Origin of the sequence: Pseudomonas sp. CH235 (genome assembly GCF_004368175.1) — a bacterium.
GTDB lineage: Bacteria > Pseudomonadota > Gammaproteobacteria > Pseudomonadales > Pseudomonadaceae > Aquipseudomonas > Aquipseudomonas paraglycinae.
Map to the genome: position 1 here is coordinate 38,341 of NZ_RRZJ01000015.1, position 18,043 is coordinate 56,383.

18 protein-coding genes are annotated in these 18,043 nt (G+C 61.8%); 11 read left to right on the forward strand and 7 right to left on the reverse strand.

Annotated features, from left to right (window positions below):
- Positions 1–79 precede the first annotated feature (79 nt).
- From EIY71_RS16900 to EIY71_RS16920, 5 genes are all read right to left on the reverse strand, one after another.
- Entirely contained in the window at positions 80–583 is a 504-nt protein-coding gene (locus EIY71_RS16900; RefSeq protein ID WP_102687613.1) for an RES family NAD+ phosphorylase, read from the reverse strand.
- On the reverse strand, positions 580–1,071 hold the full coding sequence (locus EIY71_RS16905) for an antitoxin Xre/MbcA/ParS toxin-binding domain-containing protein (RefSeq protein WP_102687634.1): 492 nt from the start codon (positions 1,069–1,071) through the stop codon (positions 580–582). The genes EIY71_RS16900 and EIY71_RS16905 overlap by 4 nt, the downstream gene beginning before the upstream one ends.
- A 254-nt stretch (positions 1,072–1,325) precedes the next feature.
- On the reverse strand, positions 1,326–4,250 hold the full coding sequence (locus EIY71_RS16910) for a TonB-dependent receptor (protein ID WP_134022382.1): 2,925 nt from the start codon (positions 4,248–4,250) through the stop codon (positions 1,326–1,328).
- Positions 4,251–4,341: 91 nt separating this feature from the next.
- Positions 4,342–5,289 (reverse strand): FecR domain-containing protein, encoded by a 948-nt coding sequence (locus tag EIY71_RS16915; RefSeq protein WP_085745476.1) that lies wholly within the window; start codon positions 5,287–5,289, stop codon positions 4,342–4,344.
- A complete protein-coding gene (locus tag EIY71_RS16920; protein WP_085745475.1) occupies positions 5,286–5,792 on the reverse strand; it encodes a sigma-70 family RNA polymerase sigma factor in 507 nt (168 codons plus the stop codon). Before EIY71_RS16920 ends, EIY71_RS16915 begins: the two co-directional genes overlap by 4 nt.
- 298 nt (positions 5,793–6,090) lie before the next feature.
- On the opposite strand from EIY71_RS16920, the gene EIY71_RS16925 reads away from it, so the two are divergent.
- The 4 genes from EIY71_RS16925 to EIY71_RS16940 all read left to right on the forward strand — a co-directional run bounded on the left by EIY71_RS16925 (position 6,091) and on the right by EIY71_RS16940 (position 11,061).
- The gene (locus tag EIY71_RS16925) at positions 6,091–7,809 is read left to right on the forward strand and encodes a hydrogenase maturation protein (protein WP_134022384.1); all 1,719 of its coding nucleotides are present in this window, start codon (positions 6,091–6,093) and stop codon (positions 7,807–7,809) included.
- Positions 7,810–7,869: 60 nt separating this feature from the next.
- Positions 7,870–8,733: a LysR family transcriptional regulator gene (locus EIY71_RS16930; protein ID WP_085610473.1), complete on the forward strand. Its 864-nt coding sequence runs from the start codon at positions 7,870–7,872 to the stop codon at positions 8,731–8,733.
- Positions 8,734–8,842: 109 nt separating this feature from the next.
- Positions 8,843–10,015 (forward strand): sterol desaturase family protein, encoded by a 1,173-nt coding sequence (locus tag EIY71_RS16935; RefSeq protein WP_134022386.1) that lies wholly within the window; start codon positions 8,843–8,845, stop codon positions 10,013–10,015.
- Positions 10,016–10,044: 29 nt separating this feature from the next.
- A complete protein-coding gene (locus tag EIY71_RS16940) occupies positions 10,045–11,061 on the forward strand; it encodes an SMP-30/gluconolactonase/LRE family protein (protein WP_134022445.1) in 1,017 nt (338 codons plus the stop codon).
- 15 nt (positions 11,062–11,076) lie between these two features.
- Here EIY71_RS16940 and EIY71_RS28580 read toward each other — a convergent pair whose 3' ends face one another.
- Both EIY71_RS28580 and EIY71_RS16945 read right to left on the reverse strand, forming a co-directional pair.
- Entirely contained in the window at positions 11,077–11,247 is a 171-nt protein-coding gene (locus EIY71_RS28580) for a hypothetical protein (protein ID WP_007959467.1), read from the reverse strand.
- 109 nt (positions 11,248–11,356) lie between these two features.
- The gene (locus EIY71_RS16945) at positions 11,357–11,599 is read right to left on the reverse strand and encodes a YdcH family protein (protein WP_007959466.1); all 243 of its coding nucleotides are present in this window, start codon (positions 11,597–11,599) and stop codon (positions 11,357–11,359) included.
- Between the two features lie 205 nt (positions 11,600–11,804).
- Here EIY71_RS16945 and EIY71_RS16950 point away from each other — a divergent pair, with 205 nt between their 5' ends.
- The 7 genes from EIY71_RS16950 (at position 11,805) to EIY71_RS16980 (ending at position 17,993) form a co-directional block, all read left to right on the forward strand.
- Positions 11,805–12,326, forward strand: coding sequence for a DUF4142 domain-containing protein (locus EIY71_RS16950; RefSeq protein WP_134022388.1), 522 nt, complete (start codon positions 11,805–11,807; stop codon positions 12,324–12,326).
- Between the two features lie 240 nt (positions 12,327–12,566).
- Positions 12,567–13,418: an STAS domain-containing protein gene (locus tag EIY71_RS16955; protein WP_134022390.1), complete on the forward strand. Its 852-nt coding sequence runs from the start codon at positions 12,567–12,569 to the stop codon at positions 13,416–13,418.
- A 3-nt stretch (positions 13,419–13,421) separates the two neighbouring features.
- A complete protein-coding gene (locus EIY71_RS16960) occupies positions 13,422–13,784 on the forward strand; it encodes an STAS domain-containing protein (RefSeq protein WP_011334518.1) in 363 nt (120 codons plus the stop codon).
- Positions 13,781–14,185, forward strand: a complete 405-nt coding sequence (locus tag EIY71_RS16965; RefSeq protein ID WP_085603201.1) for an anti-sigma regulatory factor — start codon at positions 13,781–13,783, stop codon at positions 14,183–14,185. The genes EIY71_RS16960 and EIY71_RS16965 overlap by 4 nt, the downstream gene beginning before the upstream one ends.
- Positions 14,182–15,192 (forward strand): ATP-binding protein, encoded by a 1,011-nt coding sequence (locus EIY71_RS16970; protein ID WP_085745850.1) that lies wholly within the window; start codon positions 14,182–14,184, stop codon positions 15,190–15,192. Before EIY71_RS16965 ends, EIY71_RS16970 begins: the two co-directional genes overlap by 4 nt.
- Entirely contained in the window at positions 15,185–16,060 is an 876-nt protein-coding gene (locus EIY71_RS16975) for a sensor histidine kinase KdpD (protein ID WP_085745470.1), read from the forward strand. Before EIY71_RS16970 ends, EIY71_RS16975 begins: the two co-directional genes overlap by 8 nt.
- Complete coding sequence (locus tag EIY71_RS16980) at positions 16,050–17,993, forward strand: response regulator (protein WP_129973523.1); 1,944 nt, start codon at positions 16,050–16,052, stop codon at positions 17,991–17,993. Before EIY71_RS16975 ends, EIY71_RS16980 begins: the two co-directional genes overlap by 11 nt.
- Positions 17,994–18,043: the final 50 nt, after the last annotated feature.

Below are 18,043 nucleotides of genomic sequence, written 5' to 3' on the forward strand. Positions count from 1 at the left end.
CGATGGCGGATGTTGATTTATAGAGCGCGATTTAGACCGTTGGGTGCTGAGGTTATGCAAAATGCAGCATGACGCTGCATCAGACCAACGCCATTTCCCTGACCAGTCGGGTATCAAGGCTGAACCGCTCCTGCGAGACCATCTTGAACTGCCCCTCTGCCAGGTCACAACTCACCAGCAAGTTCCACGAATGCCGGGTTGCCGCCGAGGGAATCAGTACAAACGGATGTTCAGCCAGTAAAGCGTCGGCAAACAATCGCTGATTGGGTGACGGCCGTGCAGGGCTCAGCCAGTAAGGGTTCGGCACTTCTTCGGGCTGCACGATTTTCACCTTCGCGTCGCTGATGACCTCAAAGCACGTCAATACATAAGGTTCGCTGTCCAGGGCATCAAAACTGCGGTTGGCTGCCACCTCAAGAATGGCCGAGGAAGGATCGACGGATGCGTAGACGACGCGTCGTCCTGGTATGTTCCATCGACCGCCTCTGAGCTTTGACCCCATCCCGCTGTCCCACGTCCCTCCATAAACCTCGCGATCCAGCCGCCACGCATACCAATGCTCGTCCCACGGCAATGGGTTCATGGGTAAACCCCGTAGATAAGCTGACTCAGATACTGCTCCACCATCTGAAAACCCAATGGATGCAGGGTCAATTCCAGCGGCACATGACCGTAAAAATAGGTAGAGGGTTTCTGCAGCCAGTCCTCCGCCCGTGGTTGCCCCCCGAAGGCCCGAATGGCTAACTCCAGCACCAATGCATATTGGTAGGCGATGACACTCTGCTGCGGGTCAAGCCGTACCGGTTTGCCTTCCTTCAGCAGCCGCCTTACCGTTCTGACCGACTTGCCAGTGATGAGTTTGACCATGTCGCCTTGCTGATAAAGCTCGGAGGTTGAAAGCATGTCGACGACGTCGTTCAGCTCGAAACCCTCATCGGTAAGCTGAATAATCAGCAGGGCGTCATCACCGATGTTCCGGCCATGCACGAGCAATTCGACAGGCTTGCCCTCGACTTTCTTCAAACCCGCCAACCGGGGCATTTTTGCGCTGGGCAAGGCGACATCCTCCATGGGGCACCTGGCACGATCATCGCGCCACTGATGGCGAGCGGAATAAGCAGGCGTTTCGTATTCGAGGTGTGCAGTTCGCATGATCAATCCATTATCAGAGGCCTGAGTGATAAGGCCGTTAACGACTTCAATGTCATCGCCGATGCTATAGATCACGCTTCCGACGGCCAACCTTAAAAAGTCGTCGGAAATATCCCCGTTTTCGCCCAAAGTCCGGCAACTTCCGTAGGACGCTGCCTGACGCCATTCCGTCCTCAACTGCCGAAGTGATAACTCACATCCAGCCACCACTGGCGCCCGTACGGGTCGTAGTTGCCGGTCGGGTAATACGGCCAGCCCGCCGAGTCGTCATGCTTGACCTGATTGAGCACGTTGTTCACGGTCAGCCCGACACTCGCCCGGTCGTTGAGTTTGTACCGTGCACTGGCGTTGAACACCGTCCACGGCGACAGGCGCCCGTCGCCCGCGCCGTTGGTGACCGAGCCGTAACGAATCCCCATCAGCGTTGCCGTGGCCTGCTGGTAATCCCAGGTCAGGCTGGCGTTGACCTTGCTGCGCCAGTCGTAGTTGGTGCGCGAGGTGCGCCAGTCCTGGGTCGGGGCTTCGTCCGATTCCTTGTAGTAATGCGAGAGCACCAGGGTGTAGCCCAGCGCCGAACTGAACGCGCCGTACTGCCCGGCGCCCCAGCGGATGTTGCTCTTGAAGTCCAGACCGCTGACCCGTTCGCTGGCGGCGTTGATCGCGTTCACCCGCACCCGCTGCAACTGATTGGGATCGACGGCGGCATTGCCGGGATTGCGATCGACGCGTGCCAGGGTCGACTGGCAGTTGGCCGAGTTGATGTCCTGGGTGCCATTGCGGCATTCGTTCTCTTGCTGCAACAGGCGGTTTTCGTCGACGGTGGTCAGCAGGTCATCGATCTCCACCCGCCAGAAGTCAGTGGAGAAATCGAAGTTGCGTGAAGGCGACCAGACGAAACCGTAGGTCCAGGATTTGCCGCGTTCGGATTCCAGATCCGCCGTGCCGCTCTGGGTGTAATCGACGCGCCCACGGTCACAGGCGCCCTCCACGCCCTGGCTGCAGCCGTAATAGTCGATCTGCGCCGGGTAGTAGCCGTTGCTGTCGGACTGATAGATGTAGTTCAGATCCGGTGCGCGGAAACTGGTGCCGTAGCTGCCGCGCACCAGCAAGCTGTTCACCGGCCGCCATTCCAGGCCGAGGTTGTAGGTTTTCTGTTGCTCGGTGCGGCCGCTGAATTTGTATTGGTCCCAACGCCCTGCGGCTGTCGCCAATACCGTGTCGGTGACTGGAATGCTGAACTCGCCCCCAGCCGCATAACGCTTGCGCGAGCCGCCGGAGCTTTGCGCCGGGGTTACGCCGTAGAAACTGCCGTCGTTGAGGCTGTCATCCGGATCGATGCGGTATTCCTGCTTGCCCGCCTCGAGCACGCCGGCGAATCCCACCGGCCCGGCCGGCAGGTCAAACAACTCGCCGTTGACCGAAGCGTTGTAACTCGTGGAGACCGACTTGCTGCTCTGCGTCAGGTTGCCGCGAAACTGCTCCCACTCCTGCGGCGTCAGTGGCCGGTCGAGGCGCGAAGCATCCGGCGCGAACACCGGGTAACCGTCGCGGGTGCCCAGTTGCGGACCGAGGTAGAAATCCTGGATCGACGACAGCGGCGTGTAACGCGTGGTGCGAACGCTTTTGTACTCGGATCGGTTGGCCGCCAGTTCATAGTTCCACCCGGTGTCGGCGATCTTGTCCGAAAGGCCCAGGGTGCCGGTCCAGGAGGTGTCGCGCCACTTGCTGTTGTTGCTGGTGCGCCCACCGATTTCCTCTTCGCCGAAGCGTCGATACCAACGCTCCAGATTGCCGCTGTTCTGGTTGATGAAATCCGGCGAAGTGAAGCTCGGGCCACGGGTGTTGTTCTGGATGTGATCGAGGCCGTACATCAGATCGGCGAAGACCTGGCCGCTGTCGCTGAAATGCCAGGTGCCACGGGTGTAGCCGTCGTAGTTTTCCTTTTGCGTCTGCACCGTCCAGTAATCGTTGTACATCTGGTCGGTGCGGCAACGTCCGCCGCTGTTGAACAGCTTGTTGTCGAACGTGCCCTGATAGGCGCCGCAACCTGGCCCCAGATAGCGATTGTTGGTAAGGTCGCGACGGTAGCCGACATCCGCCAGCGGTCCGCTCTGCATGAAGCCGCGATCATCGGCCCAGATCGGATCGCGGTTGGTCAGTTCAAGTCCGAACAAACCGTCGAAGTCGCCCCAACTGCCGCCGCCGCTGATCTGCAAACGCTGGTTGTCACCGCCGCCGCGCTCGCTGGTGCCGCCTTTGAGGTTGACGTCGACGCCATTCATTTTGTCCTTGAGGATGATGTTCACCACCCCGGCAATCGCATCCGAACCGTAGATTGCCGATGCGCCGCTGCTGAGCACTTCGATACGCTCGATGATCGCCGACGGAATGTTCGCCAGGTTGGTGAAGTTGACCTTGCCGTCGTACGGCGTCGGGTAATCGGCGACCCGTCGGCCATTGATCAGCACCAGCGTGTGGTTGGGGCCGAGGCCGCGCAGGTTGAGGGCGCTGGCCGCCGGTTGCCAGGTGTTGCCGTAGTCTTCGCCCTGGGTCATGCCGGTGTTCTGGGTTTGCGTGGCGAGGGCGTCGTAGACGTTCTTGTAGCCGCGCGCTTCCATTTCTTCGTGGGTGATGACGTTGACCGGCGTCGCACCATCGCTCTGCGCGCGGGCGATGCGCGAGCCGGTGACGGTGACTTTTTCCATTCGGTAATCGGCGCTGCTGGCGGGCGCCACGGCAGCCGCCTTGACCGGCGCGACGCCCGGCGCATCAGCGGGGCGAATGCTCAGGCCCTGGCTGCCCTGCTCGACTTGCAGGCCGCTGCCGATCAGTGCTTTCTCTACCGCCTGACGGCCACCCAATGCGCCGCGCACCGCACTGCTGCGCTTGCCCTGCACCAGATTCTGACTGAAGGAAATCGGCACGCCGGTCTGCCGCGAGATGTCCAGCAGCACCTCGTCGAGAGCGCCTGCGGCAATGTCGAAGGTAAACACCTGAGTGGCGGCGTCTTGTGCCAGAACGGTGGTCGGGACAATGCCCGCCGCCAGCACGATGGCCAGCGTCAGGCGGGACAATTGTTGTTGTTTGAATGAGAACATCGAGGGGCTTCCCTGTTGAAGGCGTCTGCAGGGAATGAGCAGCGGGCCGGCGCTTTTTATAGGGGGACGGATAGACCGGGAAGTTATGGATTTATAACCGTGCTTCGATGCTGACCCAGTACGGGTTGTGCCAGGTGACGCGGATCGGCAGCGAACGCTCCAGCAGTTGCAGCGTGCGGTCGCTGTCGTCCAGCGGATAGAGACCGCTGAGGCGCAAACCGGCGACCTCGGGGCTCAGGTGCAGGATGCCGCGACGGTAGCTGCGCAGGCTGTCGATGACTTCGCTCAAAGGGCGATCACGCACTTCAAGCCGCCCTTGCACCCAGGCACTTTCCTGTCCTTTGCTGCGTTCCAGCGCGAGGATTTCCTGTCTGTTGAACAGCAGACTTTCGCCGGCCTCCACCACTTGCCGCGCGCCGCTGGCGGTGACCACTTCGACCTGTGAATGCAGCATCACCAGCCGCGTTGAATCGTCACCGCGCTGCACCAGGAACTTGGTCCCGAGCGCACGCATCCGCCCGTGCTCGGTTTCGACCACAAACGGTCGGGCCAGATTTTTCGCCACATCGATCAGCAGCTCACCGCTGCGCAAGTCCAGCAAACGTTCGAGATTGTTGAAGCGCGGCACCACGCGGCTGCGGGCATTGAGGGTCAGAGCGCTGCCATCCTCCAGCGTGAATTCCCGACGCTCGCTGGTACCGGTCGACAACTCGCCAGCCTCGGGCAACCAGCCATAACGTCGACCGAGCAAACCGGCCAGCACCGCGATACCGAGCACACTCAAACTGCCACTGAGGAATCGGCGTCGACTGGACGGTGCATTCAAGCTGTGCAGCACACTCTCACGCGGCAAGCCGCGCAGGTTCGAATGGCGCAGCAGATTCAGCCCGCCACCCATTTGCTCGATGATCTGCTGATGCCGTGGATCCGCCGTGCGCCAGGCGTCGAAGGCCGCACGCTCCTGCAAGCTGACGTGCCCCGATTGCAGCAGTGCCATCCATTGCGCGGCTTCGTCGATCAGCGTTTCGTCCGGCCTCATGCCTGCATCGCCTGATAGCAACGCTTGAACGCTTCGACCATGTATTGCTGCACGCGGCTGGTGGACACGCCGAGGCGTTCGCCGATTTCGCTGTAGGTCAGGCCGTCGAGCTGGTGATAGAGAAACGCAGCCTTGGCCTTGGCCGACAAACCATTGAGCAAGCGATCCACCGCCAGCAGCGTTTCGATCACCAACTCCCGTTCCTCGGGCGACGGATGCACCGGTTCCGGCGCCATTGCCAGGCTTTGCAGGTAAGCGCGCTCCAGATCCTGCCGGCGCCAGCCTTCATAGACCAGCCGCCGGGCAATCGTGGTCAGCAGCGCGCGGGGTTCGCGAATCGCCAGCGGATCGGGCAGCGCCAGGACCCGAAGAAAAGTTTCCGAAGCAATATCCTGTGCACTATGCGGGCAGCCGAGGGTACGGCTGACCGCTGCGCACAACCATCGGTAGTCCTTTTGGAACATTTGCCCGATGACCTGGTAATGCGGGTTGTGACTCCCCATGCCTTACTCCCTGAAAACGGGCTCCACCCGCTGCGAAAATCCATGGATACGCCGGGATCTTCCGGCGGTGATCAGGGGTGCGACTGTGCTATAGCGCCTGAGACATTTGAAGTAATAAAAAATCAGGATCAACAAACCTTTGAGAATAAGGCACGCCGTCGGCACGGCAACATTGGCTGACACAACGTTGATCTCGATCAGTGGCGCCCCCCACGCCAGTCTCTAACCTTGCGCCTCCATCGATAGCCACGGACGGCTCACCGGGAGCCTGCGGCTGACCTTTCAAGGAAGAGCAATCATGCGATCACTCAACATCATTCTTCTATCGTCGGCGTTCAACGGCCTGACCCAACGCGCCTGGCTGGAACTGCGTCAGGCCGGGCATTCACCCAGCGTGGTGCTGTTCACCGATGAAGCCGCCGTGTGCGAACAGATCGAAAACAGCGGCGCTGACCTGGTGATCTGCCCGTTCCTCAAGGATCGCGTTCCCCACGCGCTGTGGAGCAATCCGCAGCGTCCGGTGGTGATCATTCACCCCGGCATCGTCGGCGATCGCGGTGCCAGCGCACTGGACTGGGCGATCATGCGCGAGCTGCCGTCCTGGGGCGTGACCGCCCTGCAAGCGGTAGAGGAAATGGACGCCGGCCCGGTCTGGGCCACCTGTGAATTCAACTTGCCAACGGGCCTTCGTAAATCCGAGCTGTACAACGGTCGGGTCAGCGACGCGGCGATCCGTTGCATCCGTGAAGTGGTGGAGAAATTCATCGACGGCTTCGAGCCGGTGGCGCTGGATTACAACGATCCGACAGTGCGCGGGCGCTTGCAGCCGAACATGAAACAGGACGACCGCACCTTCAGCTGGCACGACTGTTCGCGCTTCATCAAGCGCTGCATCGACGCGGCGGACGGCCAGCCCGGCGTACTTGCCAGCCTCGCCGGCGGGCAGTATTACGTGTACGACGCGCACCTCGATCAGCGCACCGGCATGCCCGGCGAGATTCTCGCGGTACACGACGACGCGGTCTTGGTGGCGACCGGTGATCACAGCCTGTGGATCGGCTCGCTGCGACGCAAACCGCAACCGGGCGAAGAAACCTTCAAGCGTCCGGCGCGGCATGTGCTGGCCGGAAAACTGGCGCACGTGCCGGTGCTGGACTGGTCGATTGCCAACGCACCGTTCAGCGACGAGCCGTATCAGCCGATCCGTTATCGCGAGTCAGGCCGGGTCGGCGAGTTGACGCTGGAGTTCTACAACGGCGCGATGAGCACCGAGCAATGCCGGCGCATGGTCGAGGCGCTGCGTTGGGCCAAATCACGCGACACTCAGGTGCTGTTGATCAAGGGTGGACGCGGCAGTTTTTCCAATGGCGTGCATCTGAACGTGATCCAGGCCGCCGAAGATCCGGGTGCCGAAGCCTGGGCCAATATCCAGGCCATCGATGATGTGTGCGAAGAATTGCTCAGCGCACGGCAACTGGTGGTCAGCGGGGTTACCGGCAATGCCGGCGCTGGCGGTGTGATGCTCGCCCTGGCGGCTGACATCGTGTTTGCCCGCGCCGACATCGTGCTCAATCCGCATTACAAGAGCATGGGCCTGTACGGCTCGGAATACTGGACTTACAGCCTGCCCCGCGCCGTCGGCCCGGCCATGGCGGAACAATTGACCCAGGCCTGCCTGCCGGTCAGCGCTGCGCAGGCGCTGCAACTGGGCATGGTTCAGGAAATCGGCCCGCGCTGCCCGGACGAGTTCTCGCTGTGGCTGCTGCAACGGGCCAACAGTGTGCTGAGCGATCCGACTTATGCAGCGGTGCGGGAGCGTAAGTTGCGGGTCGATCATGTGTTGATTCGTCAGTGCCGCGAAGCCGAGTTGCAGGAGATGCAGGAAGACATGCTGTACAACCGCAATCAGTTTGCCGAGAAGTGCCGCAACTTCGTGTACAAGCGCAAGACCTGCTGTACGCCGGCGCGGTTGGTGGAGGAATGGGCTCGGGTGCGTGAAGTCGAAGTGGCTGACTGAACGATGACGCGGTCCCGGGGCTGCCCGTACAATGCGCGCACCTCAACCACCGGCCCGCCCATGGACATCGATCTCGCCCGCACCTTTCTGGAAATCGTCCGCCACGGCAGCCTCGCCGCGGCGGCGGAAAAGCTGTTCGTCACGCAAACGGCAATCACCGCCCGCGTCCAGAAACTCGAAAGCCAGCTGGGCAGCACGCTGTTCGTGCGCAACCGTGCCGGTGCGCGGCTGACCGCCAACGGCGAGGCCTTCGTGGTCTACGCCAATCAACTGGTGCAGACCTGGGAAGCCGCGCGCCGCGACCTGCCCTTGCCCGAGGGTTATCACAACGTGCTGCACATCGGCGGCGAGGTCAGCCTGTGCAACCCATTGATGCTCAGTTGGGCTGCCGAGCTGCGAGAGAAAATCCCCGGCCACGCCTTGCGCATGGACATCCGCGACGGCGAAAACCTGCTGCGCCAGCTCGAACTAGGCGTACTCGATGCCGCGCTGGTCTATCAACCGGAATACTGGCCAGGACTGCAGGTCGAGCAGGTGCTGGAGGAGAAACTGATTCTGGTGACCACGCCCGGCCGCCCTGCCCCTTACGTGTACATCGACTGGGGCCCGGACTTCCGCCGCCAGCACGACGCCGCCCTGCCGGAAAAGGCCAAGGCCGCCCTGAGCTTCAACCTCGGCCCGCTGGCCCTGCAATACATCCTCGAGAACGGCGGCAGCGGCTATTTCCGGACCCGGGTCGTGCGCACCTATCTGGAAAGCGGCGCGCTGGAGCCGGTGACCAAAGCCCCGGAATTCGGCTACCCGACCTACCTCGTCTACTCCCGTGACCGCGACTCGGCGATCCTGCAACAGGCGTTCGACCTGCTGCGTGAGGTGATCAGAGCCGATGACGACTGGTCGCAGCGCTGGAACCCGTTGAGCTGACGGCCGCTATGCACCGGAGCATGGCACTTGTGACCTGAAGGTTGGCCCTGCACAAACGGCGGGATCGGCTACGCTGCCGGGATAACGACAATATCCGCAGGTGACCGCAGTGAGGCAGACCACCGAGGCTTTTCGCAGCCGCTACCGTGCGGCGATCCATCCCCGCTACAACCCGTGGCTGCACGGTGCGTTCGTGCTGCTGTTCGGCGTGCTGGCCATCGGCGCGTTCTGGAGCAGCGTGCACCAGGTGCGGCCGCTGGAATGGCTGACCGTGCCGCTGACTTTGCTGTTCTTCAATTTCGGCGTGTACATGGTGCACCGCCACCTCGGCCACCACAAAAAGAGCTTCGCCCGGATGTTCTATGCCCGGCATGCCGGCGATCATCACAGCTTCTTCACCCCCGGCCACATGACCTACGACGGCGCCCGCGACTGGCGGGTGATCCTGTTCCCCGCCTGGCTGATCGTGCTGCACACGCTGGCGATCACCCTGCCTCTGTGGTGGCTGTTCGCGCAGTTCAACGGCAATGTGGCCGGGCTGTTCGGCGGCTGCATGGTGTTCGGTTACCTGACCTATGAAGTGTTTCACGCCTGCGAGCATCTGCCGCCGCAGAACCCGCTGACCCGCCTGCCGTGGATCCGCCAGATGCGCCGTCTGCACGAGCTGCATCACCGTCGCGAGCGCATGCAGGAGCGCAATTTCAATATCGTTTTTCCGCTGATGGACTACCTGTTCGGCACCCTCTACTGGGAGCCGGAAACCGCCCCTCTGACCGATTCGAGAACGCCCATGACCCGCATGCAGCACACCGTCGACATTGCCGGCGATCCGATCGCCGTCCTCGCCTACGCCGCCACCGTCAGTCGCTGGCCGGAGTGGCATCCGTCTTCACTGAAGATCGACGGCCCCAGCGGTGCGCTACATGCCGGTGCGCGATTCGACGAGGACATTCACGCTGGCGGGCGTGAGGGGCATTTGCGCTGGGAGGTCACCGAATACCTGCCGGGCCGGCGCTGGTGTGCCCGGGCCCAAAGTGATCAGGGTCTGTCGTTGCGGCTGACCTATGAATGCTCGGCGCACAACGATGCCACTCGGTTTGTACGAACCCTCGATTATCAGTTCGAGGGCATTGGCCTGCGCATTGCCAACCACTTGCTGCTCAAGCGTCGCATCGAGCGCGAATCGGCGGCTTCGATGCTGGCCCTGCGTGACATGGCGACCCGGCACCTCGCTCTCGCGGGAGCCCACGTGTGTGATGGCGTTATCTGCTGTTGCTGCTGATTGTCGGCGTTCTGGCCTTCTTGTTGTTGATGCCGACCAAGGTCGAGCCCGTGGCCTGGACACCGCAACCGGCGCCCTCGCTGACCGAAGGCCAGTACGCTGACAACCAGCGACTCAAGGGCGCGGCACAAGTTGGCCCAAGTGACATCGAAGGCCCGGAAGCGCTGCTGCTGGAAAACGACTTTCTGATCACCGGGCTGCACGACGGACGCCTGCTGCGCACCAGCCTCGACGGTCAGCAGCGCAAGGTGCTGGCGGATACCGGCGGCCGGCCGCTGGGGCTGGCGCGGCATCCCAACGGTTTGCTGGTGATCGCCGACGGGGTCAAGGGTTTGCTGTCGCTCGATGCGCAGGGTCAACTGGTGGCGCTGACCACCGAGGCCAATGGCTTGCCGTTCGGTTTCACCGATGACGTGGCCATCGACAAGTCCGGGCATTACGCCTACTTCAGCGATGCCACGAGTCGCTGGGGTTACGGCCACGATGGCGAAGCGATCATCGAGCATGGCGGCGACGGACGCCTGCTGCGTTATGACTTCCAGACCGGCAAGACCGTCGTGCTGCTCGACAAACTGGAGTTCGCCAACGGCGTGACGCTCGGCCCCGATGACGCCTATGTGCTGGTCAACGAAACCGGCGCCTACCGCATCAGCCGCTATTGGCTGACCGGGCCCAAGGCCGGCACCCATGACCTGTTCATCGACAACCTGCCGGGGCTACCGGACAACCTCGCGTTCAACGGCTGGGACCGTTTCTGGGTGGCGCTGTACACACCGCGCAATCCGCTGCTGGATCGCACGGCTGAACACCCGTTCGCACGCAAGATGATCGTGCGGGCCATGACTGTACTGCCCAAACCGGTGGAGAAGCGCGGGTTCGTGCTGGGCCTGGATCTGGACGGCAAAGTGATCGCCAATCTGCAGGATGCCAGCGCCGGCAATTACTCGCCGATCACCACGGTGCGCGAGTATGGCGAGTGGTTGTATTTCGGCTCGCTGAAGGCGACGCACATGGCGCGGCTGCCTCTCGAGGCAGCCTTGAAGTGAGGCGATGGCAGCCGGTCAGTTACTGGATCGATCGAACTTGTCCGGATCCTCATCCTCCGGCACTTCCTCGCTCTTGCGTTCCTCTTCAGGATTACGGACGGTGTGCGCCGGACTGTTCGGCTCGGGATGGGTGGGTACCGGGTCGAATGCACCCTGCTCTTCACTGGGGAATTTTGGATCTTTCATAAGGCACCTCGTTGAGAGTCGCAATGTGAAGACTCTGAACATTCGAGGTGCCGGTCGGGGCTGTCGTTCCAGTCGTTTCACCAGCGAGGGCCGGTGGCGCGACTGACGGTCAGGTTCGAGCCTGCAACTGCTCGACGATCTTGTCCTTGACCTGCAGGCGTTTCTCTTTGAGTTTCTTCAGGGTGTCGTCGCTCGGCGCATCCGAGGTCGCCGTCTCGGCCTTGACGACTTCGGCGTCCGCCTGGGAATACTTGTTGATCAGTGCATCCAGATGTGGATCCGCGGTGCGTCGCTGCTGGATTTCTTCCTTTGTCAGTTTCAAGTCCTGTAACAAATCATGGGTCACCGGCATGGAACACCTCCGTCAGTTGATCGGTAGCCAACGCGACCGATTGCGCTGGCCAGGTATCAGAATGGCCTCGGTTGACCGGTTCTGTCGACCACCTGTCAGACCAGCGGTGCCCGTTCGTCGCCCTGTCGCAAATGCGATAAAACCTTTGGTCGGCCAATTCCCTCCATTGAATAACGCTCACAAAAACCTGCGTGGAGAAACACCAATGGACGGATTCAAACTGCGTCATCTTTTTCTGGCCGTTGCGTTGAGCACCGGCATGGGCTCGGCTTTCGCCGCCACCGACAATGACTTCGTCGACAACGCCGCTGCCGGCGGCATCGCCGAAATCGAAACCAGCCGCCTGGCGCTGGAGAAGAGCCAGTCGGCCGACATCAAGGCCTTCGCCAACATGATGATCACCGACCACGGCAAAGCCAACGATGAACTGGCGACGATTGCCAAGGCCAACGACATTGAAGTGTCGGACACCACGACCCTGGTCAAACAGGCCAAGGAAAAAATCCTCGACATGCGCGATGAGTCGTTCGATGCCGCCTATGCCAACAATCAGGTGAAGGCTCACGAAGAAACCATCGAGCTGTTCAAGAAACAAGCCAACACCGTGACCGACGACAAAGTCAAAGGCGCCACCGAACTCAAAGCCTTTGCCCAGAAAATGTTGCCGGGGCTGGAAAAACACTTGGCTGCCGCCAAGGAATTGCAGGCCAAGCACCCAAACAAGTAACCGCAACACACCTCAAGAGGCCGCCTCCATTGGACGCGGCCTCTTTGCGTTGGGGCCTTGTTGCAGGCAAAAGATCAGCATTCCCGGCCACGCCGACTAGAGTTACCGGTGCGTTCCTTGCGGTAGATCAAAAATATCCTCGCGGGAACGAACAACTATTTCGAACGGCCAGGGTCATTCACTTCGCGCCGGTCATTTTCCGAAGAACCGGCCCCCAATTCGCAATGGAGCAACAGGCACATGGCAGCACTGCAGAACAGCACACTCGATGCGATGAAAAACAAACAGTCACAACTGCTGGGCGAATGGATCAACGGACTGCAAGCCAGCGGTGCTACCCGCAACCTCAAAGAACACGACATACAGCAACAGACCGGCGAATTCCTGCAACTGGTGGTCAGCGGCCTGGAAAACGACAGCGGCACCAACATCACCGCGCCGGGCTGGGAAGGCATGCGCCAGTTCCTCGAAAAACTCTCCCACAGCCGCGCCCAGCTCGGTCAGGATTCGCAGCAGACCGCCAGCTTCATCTTCTCGCTCAAGGGCCCGCTGTTCGCCCTGCTGCAAAACCATTACCAGAACCAGCCCGCCCTGCTCGCCGAACAGCTTTGGGAAATCTCCGAACTGTTCGATGCTTTCGGCCTGTACACCATTCGCACGTTCCAGAAATCCCGTGAAGCAGTGATCAAGCGTCAGCAGGAAGAACTGCTGGAGCTGTCGACCCCGGTGGTCAAACTGTGGGATGGCGTGCTCGCCCTGCCGATGATCGGCACCCTCGATTCACAGCGCACCCAAGTGGTTATGGAATCGCTGCTGCAACGCATCGTCGACACCGGTTCGGAAATCGCCATCATCGACATCACCGGCGTGCCGACCGTCGACACGCTGGTCGCCCAGCACCTGCTCAAGACCGTGACCGCGATCCGCCTGATGGGCGCCGATTGCATCATCAGCGGCGTGCGTCCGCAGATTGCCCAGACCATCGTCCATCTGGGCCTGGATCTGCAGGGTGTGGTCACCAAAGCCAATCTGGCCGACGCACTGAAGCTGGCCCTGACCCGTCTGGGCATCACCCTCACCAAGACGGTCTGAACAATGGAACGTATCCCGATTCTTCAGATGGGTGACTTCCTGCTGGTGACCATCCAGGTCGACATGCACGACCAGCTCGCCCTCACCCTGCAGGACGATCTGTCCGAGCGCATCAGCAAAACCTCGGCGCGCGGGGTGTTGATCGACATCTCGGCGCTGGACATGGTCGATTCGTTCATCGGCCGGATGATCGGCACCATTTCCGGCCTGTCGAAAATCATGGACGCTGAAACCATGCTGGTCGGCATGCAGCCGGCGGTCGCCATTACCCTGGTCGAGCTCGGTCTTTACCTGCCGGGCGTCAGCACCGCGCTGAATGTCGAGCGCGGCATGAAACTGCTGCAGGAACGAGTACGCCAGCAATGACCGTGCGCAGCAGCGGTACCCAACCGATCAACATCGAGCAGGACGTGGTGCTGGCCCGGCAACAGGCGCGCAAACTGGCCACCGAATGCGGCATGCGCCTGATCGACCTGACCAAACTGGTGACCGCCGTCAGCGAGCTGGCGCGCAACACCATGGTCTACGGTGGTGGTGGCGACATGGACTGGGAGATCCTCGATGACAACCACAAGGTCGGCCTGCGCCTGACCTTTCGCGATGAAGGCCCGGGTATTCCCGACATCAAACTGGCGATGACCGATGGCTGGACCTCCGGCAGCGGTCTGGGCCTGGGGCTGACCGGGGCCAAGCGGCTGGTGGACGAATTCGAACTGGACACCGAGCCCGGCAAAGGCACTCGCATAACGATCACCCGATGGACATGAACATCAGCGGGACATTGACCCAAGTGTTGGTGATCGAGGACAGCAGCCAGATCGGCCATGCCCGGCGTACGGCCCAGCGTCTGGCCGAACACCACGGTTTTGGCGAAAGCGATGCCGGCCGCGTCGCGCTGGTGGCCACGGAGCTGGCGAGCAATGTGCTCAAGCATGCCGGGCACGGCGAACTTCACTTGCGTCTGTTGCCGCGTCAGGGTGACGACGGCATCGAGATGATTGCGGTCGACCGTGCTCAGGGGTTTGATCTGGACGCGTGCATGGCCGATGGTTTTTCCACCGGCGGTACTCAGGGCATCGGCCTGGGCGCCGTGGCACGCCAGGCGGATGTCTTCGATGTTTTTGCCGATCATCGCGGCGCGGTGCTGCTGGCTCGTCTGTACCCGCGCAGCGACCGTCAGGCGGATCTGCCGTATGGTGTCAGCCAGCACTCTCTGCACAACGATCCGGCCTGTGGCGACGTCTGGCATCTGGCGATTCACGGCAGTGACATCAGTGCTCTGATCGTCGACGGTCTGGGCCATGGTGAAGACGCCGAGCGTGCGGCCCGTGCCGGGGAAAAAGCCTTTGCCCTGAGCCCGTTCGGTGCGCCAACGCTGCTGATGGAAGACATGCACCGCGAGATGATCGGGAGCCGGGGTGGCGCAGTGGCATTCGCGCAGTTTCACGCCGGGCGTGCCAGTCTGTCGTTCACCGGTGTCGGTAACATCGGTGCCAGCCTGATCGCCTCCGACAAGTCGCGCGGACTGGCCTCGCATCCCGGAATCGTCGGCGGCCAATACCGAAAAGCCCAGCCCTTTGACTATGCTCACGTGAACGGACATCTATTGATCATGTACAGCGATGGCTTGCAGTCCCGTTGGAACCTTCAAGACTACCCCGGTCTGGTGCATCGGCATCCTGCCGTGATAGCCACCGTCCTGCACCGTGACTTCTGTCGCGGGCGCGACGATGTAACGGTGCTGGTCGTTGCCCTGGAGGCCGCCCATGGCTGAGTCCCCGACACTGAGCAACGCCGAACAGGCCGCGTTGATCGCCCAGTTGCAGAGCGAATCGGCGGCACTGCGCGAAGAACTCGACGAAACCAATCAGGGCGTACTCGCGCTGTACGCCGAACTCGACACCCAGGCCGAACAACTGCGCCAGGCGTCCGACCTGAAAAGCCGCTTTCTATCGTACATGAGCCACGAGTTCCGCACCCCGCTGGGCTCGATCCTGAGCATCAACAGCCTGCTGGCCGACGAACTCGACGGCCCGCTGAGCCCCGAGCAGCACAAGCAGGTGGCCTTCGTCAGCACCGCCGCCCGGGAACTCAGCGATATGGTCGACGACCTGCTCGACCTGGCGAAGATCGAGGCCGGGCGCATCAGCATTTCTCCGGCGTGGTTCGACATGTTCGATCTGTTCGCCGCACTTCGGGGGATGTTCCGGCCGATTGTCGACGCCACGGCCGTGGACCTGATTTTCGAGGAACCGGTGGGTTTGCCGCGCCTCTTCACCGATGACAAGAAGCTGGCGCAGATTCTGCGCAACTTCATTTCCAACTCGCTGAAATTCACCACCCGTGGCGAAGTCCGGGTCTCGGCACGCCTGGAAGGTCAGGACAAAGTGCGATTTGCGGTCAGCGACACCGGCATCGGTATCGCCCCCGAGTTGCACGGCACCTTGTTCGAAGACTTTTCTCAGGTCGACTCACCGCTGCAAAAACGCCTGCGCGGCACCGGCCTGGGCTTGTCGCTGTGCAAGCGCTTCGCCGAATTGCTCGGTGGCGAGGTCGGTGTCGAAAGTACGCCGGGCGTGGGTTCAAGCTTTTTCGTGATCATTCCGTTGGCGATTGCTGAGGAGAACGTCGATGAAACATGACATCCGTCTGTTGATCGTCGATGACAACGTTGCCACCCGCTACGCCTTGCGCCGACGCCTGGAGCGCCACGGTTACGAAGTGCTCGAGGCCGGCACCGGCGGTGAAGGTCTGGCTCTGATTGCCAGTCAGTCGCTTGATGCGCTGATTCTCGACGTCAATCTGCCGGACATGAGCGGGTTTGATATCGTCCGTAAATTGCGCGCCGACCCGGCCACCGCGCTGCTTCCGGTGATCCACGTGTCGGCCGCGTCGATCCAGACCGGCGACATCATCACCGGCCTCGATGCCGGGGCCGATGCGTATCTGATTCACCCGGTCGATCCCGATGTGCTGCTGGCGACTTTGCGCACCCTGCTGCGGGTGCGCGACACGGAGAATGCCTTGCGCGAAAGCGAGGCGCGCTTTCGGGAGATCTTCGTCAACATCTCCGCGCCCATCGCGGTGCTCGACGCCGACCTGAAAGTCCACGAGTGCAACCACGCCTTCTCGCAACTGATCCAGGACAACCGCGACCCGCAGACCCTCAGTGAATGCTTCGCCGAGGATCAGAGCGCGATCCTTGACGAGCTACGCTTGCGACTGGTGGACGGCGAACGCTGGAAAGGCACACTGAACATGCGTGTGCAGGGCGAGATCCGCGAAACCCAGTGGCAGATATCACCGTACCGCACGCCAGAGCTCAGCCTGGTGTTCGTCGAAGACGTCACCGAACACCGCCATCGTGAACGCTCGCACCTGGCGCGGCTGGACGACACCACCACACAACTGGCCAAGGAAGTCGCCGACCGGGTCCGCGCCGAGTCGCAGCTGCTGCAAGTGCAGAAAATGGATGCGCTGGGCAAACTCACCGGCGGCATCGCCCATGACTTCAACAACTTGCTGACCGGGATCATCACCAGCCTCGAACTGATCCAGAAACGCGTCGCCGATGCGCGCCCGGACAAAGTCCAGTTCTACGCCGAAGCGGCCCTGAGTTCGGCGATGAGCGCGGCCTCGCTCACCCATCGCCTGCTGGCTTTTGCCCGCCAGCAACCGCTCGACACACGCCCGGTGGATATCAACGACCACGTGCGTTCGCTGGAAGACTTGCTGGTGCGCACCATCGGCGAACGCATCGCCCTCAAGCTCGAAATGACCACCAAACCTGCCATCGCGCTGGTCGATCCGATCCAGCTCGAAAGCGCAGTGCTCAATCTGGTGATCAATGCCCGGGACGCATTGCCACGGGGCGGCAATATCTGGGTCAGCACGTACGCGGCGTATTCCCACGGCGACCCGAACCTCGCCGATGGTTCCTATGTGGCGCTATCGGTGCGCGATGACGGTACCGGCATCGAGCACAGCGTCATCGATAAGGTGTTCGAGCCGTTTTTCACCACCAAACCACTGGGCCAGGGCACCGGGCTGGGGCTGTCGACGATCTACGGTTTCGCCCGCCAGTCCGGCGGTGATGCGCACATCCGCAGCGTGGCGCGGCGCGGCACCGAAGTGACGATCATGCTGCCGGCCACCAGTGATCCGACCGCTGTCGATGTGGCCCCGGTGGTCATTGATCCGCTAGGCGCGGGCGAACATGTGTTGATCGTCGAAGACATGCCGGCCGTGCGGCTGTTCGTCACCGAGGTGCTGGAAGACGCCGGTTACCGCTGCACCCAGGTCGGCGACATCGAAACCGCGCTGGAGCGCTTGCAGAACGACCCGTCGATCAACCTGCTGCTGACCGACGTCGGTCTGCCGCGCATGACCGGCCGCGAACTGGCCGACGTTGCCCGGGGCTGGCGAGAAGGGTTGCCGATTCTGTTCATGACCGGTTACGCGGAAACGGCGATCAATCGCCAGGTGTTCCTCGGGGCCGGCATGGACATGCTGGTCAAGCCCTTCCAGATCAGTCATTTGCTGGACAAGGTACGCCGCACGCTCGACGGCACCTGACACACCGCCATCGCGGGCAAGCCCGCGATGAGGCCCGCCCAGGCGACTCA

Excerpts from the sequence above, each read along its gene's own strand:
- EIY71_RS16900 (WP_102687613.1), bottom strand. The coding sequence starts at position 583 with ATGAACCCATTGCCGTGGGACGAGCATTGGTATGCGTGGCGGCTGGAT.
- EIY71_RS16905 (WP_102687634.1), bottom strand. The coding sequence starts at position 1,071 with ATGGAGGATGTCGCCTTGCCCAGCGCAAAAATGCCCCGGTTGGCGGGT.
- EIY71_RS16910 (WP_134022382.1), bottom strand. The coding sequence starts at position 4,250 with ATGTTCTCATTCAAACAACAACAATTGTCCCGCCTGACGCTGGCCATC.
- EIY71_RS16915 (WP_085745476.1), bottom strand. The coding sequence starts at position 5,289 with ATGAGGCCGGACGAAACGCTGATCGACGAAGCCGCGCAATGGATGGCA.
- EIY71_RS16920 (WP_085745475.1), bottom strand. The coding sequence starts at position 5,792 with ATGGGGAGTCACAACCCGCATTACCAGGTCATCGGGCAAATGTTCCAA.
- EIY71_RS16925 (WP_134022384.1), top strand. The coding sequence starts at position 6,091 with ATGCGATCACTCAACATCATTCTTCTATCGTCGGCGTTCAACGGCCTG.
- EIY71_RS16930 (WP_085610473.1), top strand. The coding sequence starts at position 7,870 with ATGGACATCGATCTCGCCCGCACCTTTCTGGAAATCGTCCGCCACGGC.
- EIY71_RS16940 (WP_134022445.1), top strand. The coding sequence starts at position 10,045 with ATGCCGACCAAGGTCGAGCCCGTGGCCTGGACACCGCAACCGGCGCCC.
- EIY71_RS28580 (WP_007959467.1), bottom strand. The coding sequence starts at position 11,247 with ATGAAAGATCCAAAATTCCCCAGTGAAGAGCAGGGTGCATTCGACCCG.
- EIY71_RS16945 (WP_007959466.1), bottom strand. The coding sequence starts at position 11,599 with ATGCCGGTGACCCATGATTTGTTACAGGACTTGAAACTGACAAAGGAA.
- EIY71_RS16950 (WP_134022388.1), top strand. The coding sequence starts at position 11,805 with ATGGACGGATTCAAACTGCGTCATCTTTTTCTGGCCGTTGCGTTGAGC.
- EIY71_RS16955 (WP_134022390.1), top strand. The coding sequence starts at position 12,567 with ATGGCAGCACTGCAGAACAGCACACTCGATGCGATGAAAAACAAACAG.
- EIY71_RS16960 (WP_011334518.1), top strand. The coding sequence starts at position 13,422 with ATGGAACGTATCCCGATTCTTCAGATGGGTGACTTCCTGCTGGTGACC.
- EIY71_RS16965 (WP_085603201.1), top strand. The coding sequence starts at position 13,781 with ATGACCGTGCGCAGCAGCGGTACCCAACCGATCAACATCGAGCAGGAC.
- EIY71_RS16970 (WP_085745850.1), top strand. The coding sequence starts at position 14,182 with ATGAACATCAGCGGGACATTGACCCAAGTGTTGGTGATCGAGGACAGC.
- EIY71_RS16975 (WP_085745470.1), top strand. The coding sequence starts at position 15,185 with ATGGCTGAGTCCCCGACACTGAGCAACGCCGAACAGGCCGCGTTGATC.
- EIY71_RS16980 (WP_129973523.1), top strand. The coding sequence starts at position 16,050 with ATGAAACATGACATCCGTCTGTTGATCGTCGATGACAACGTTGCCACC.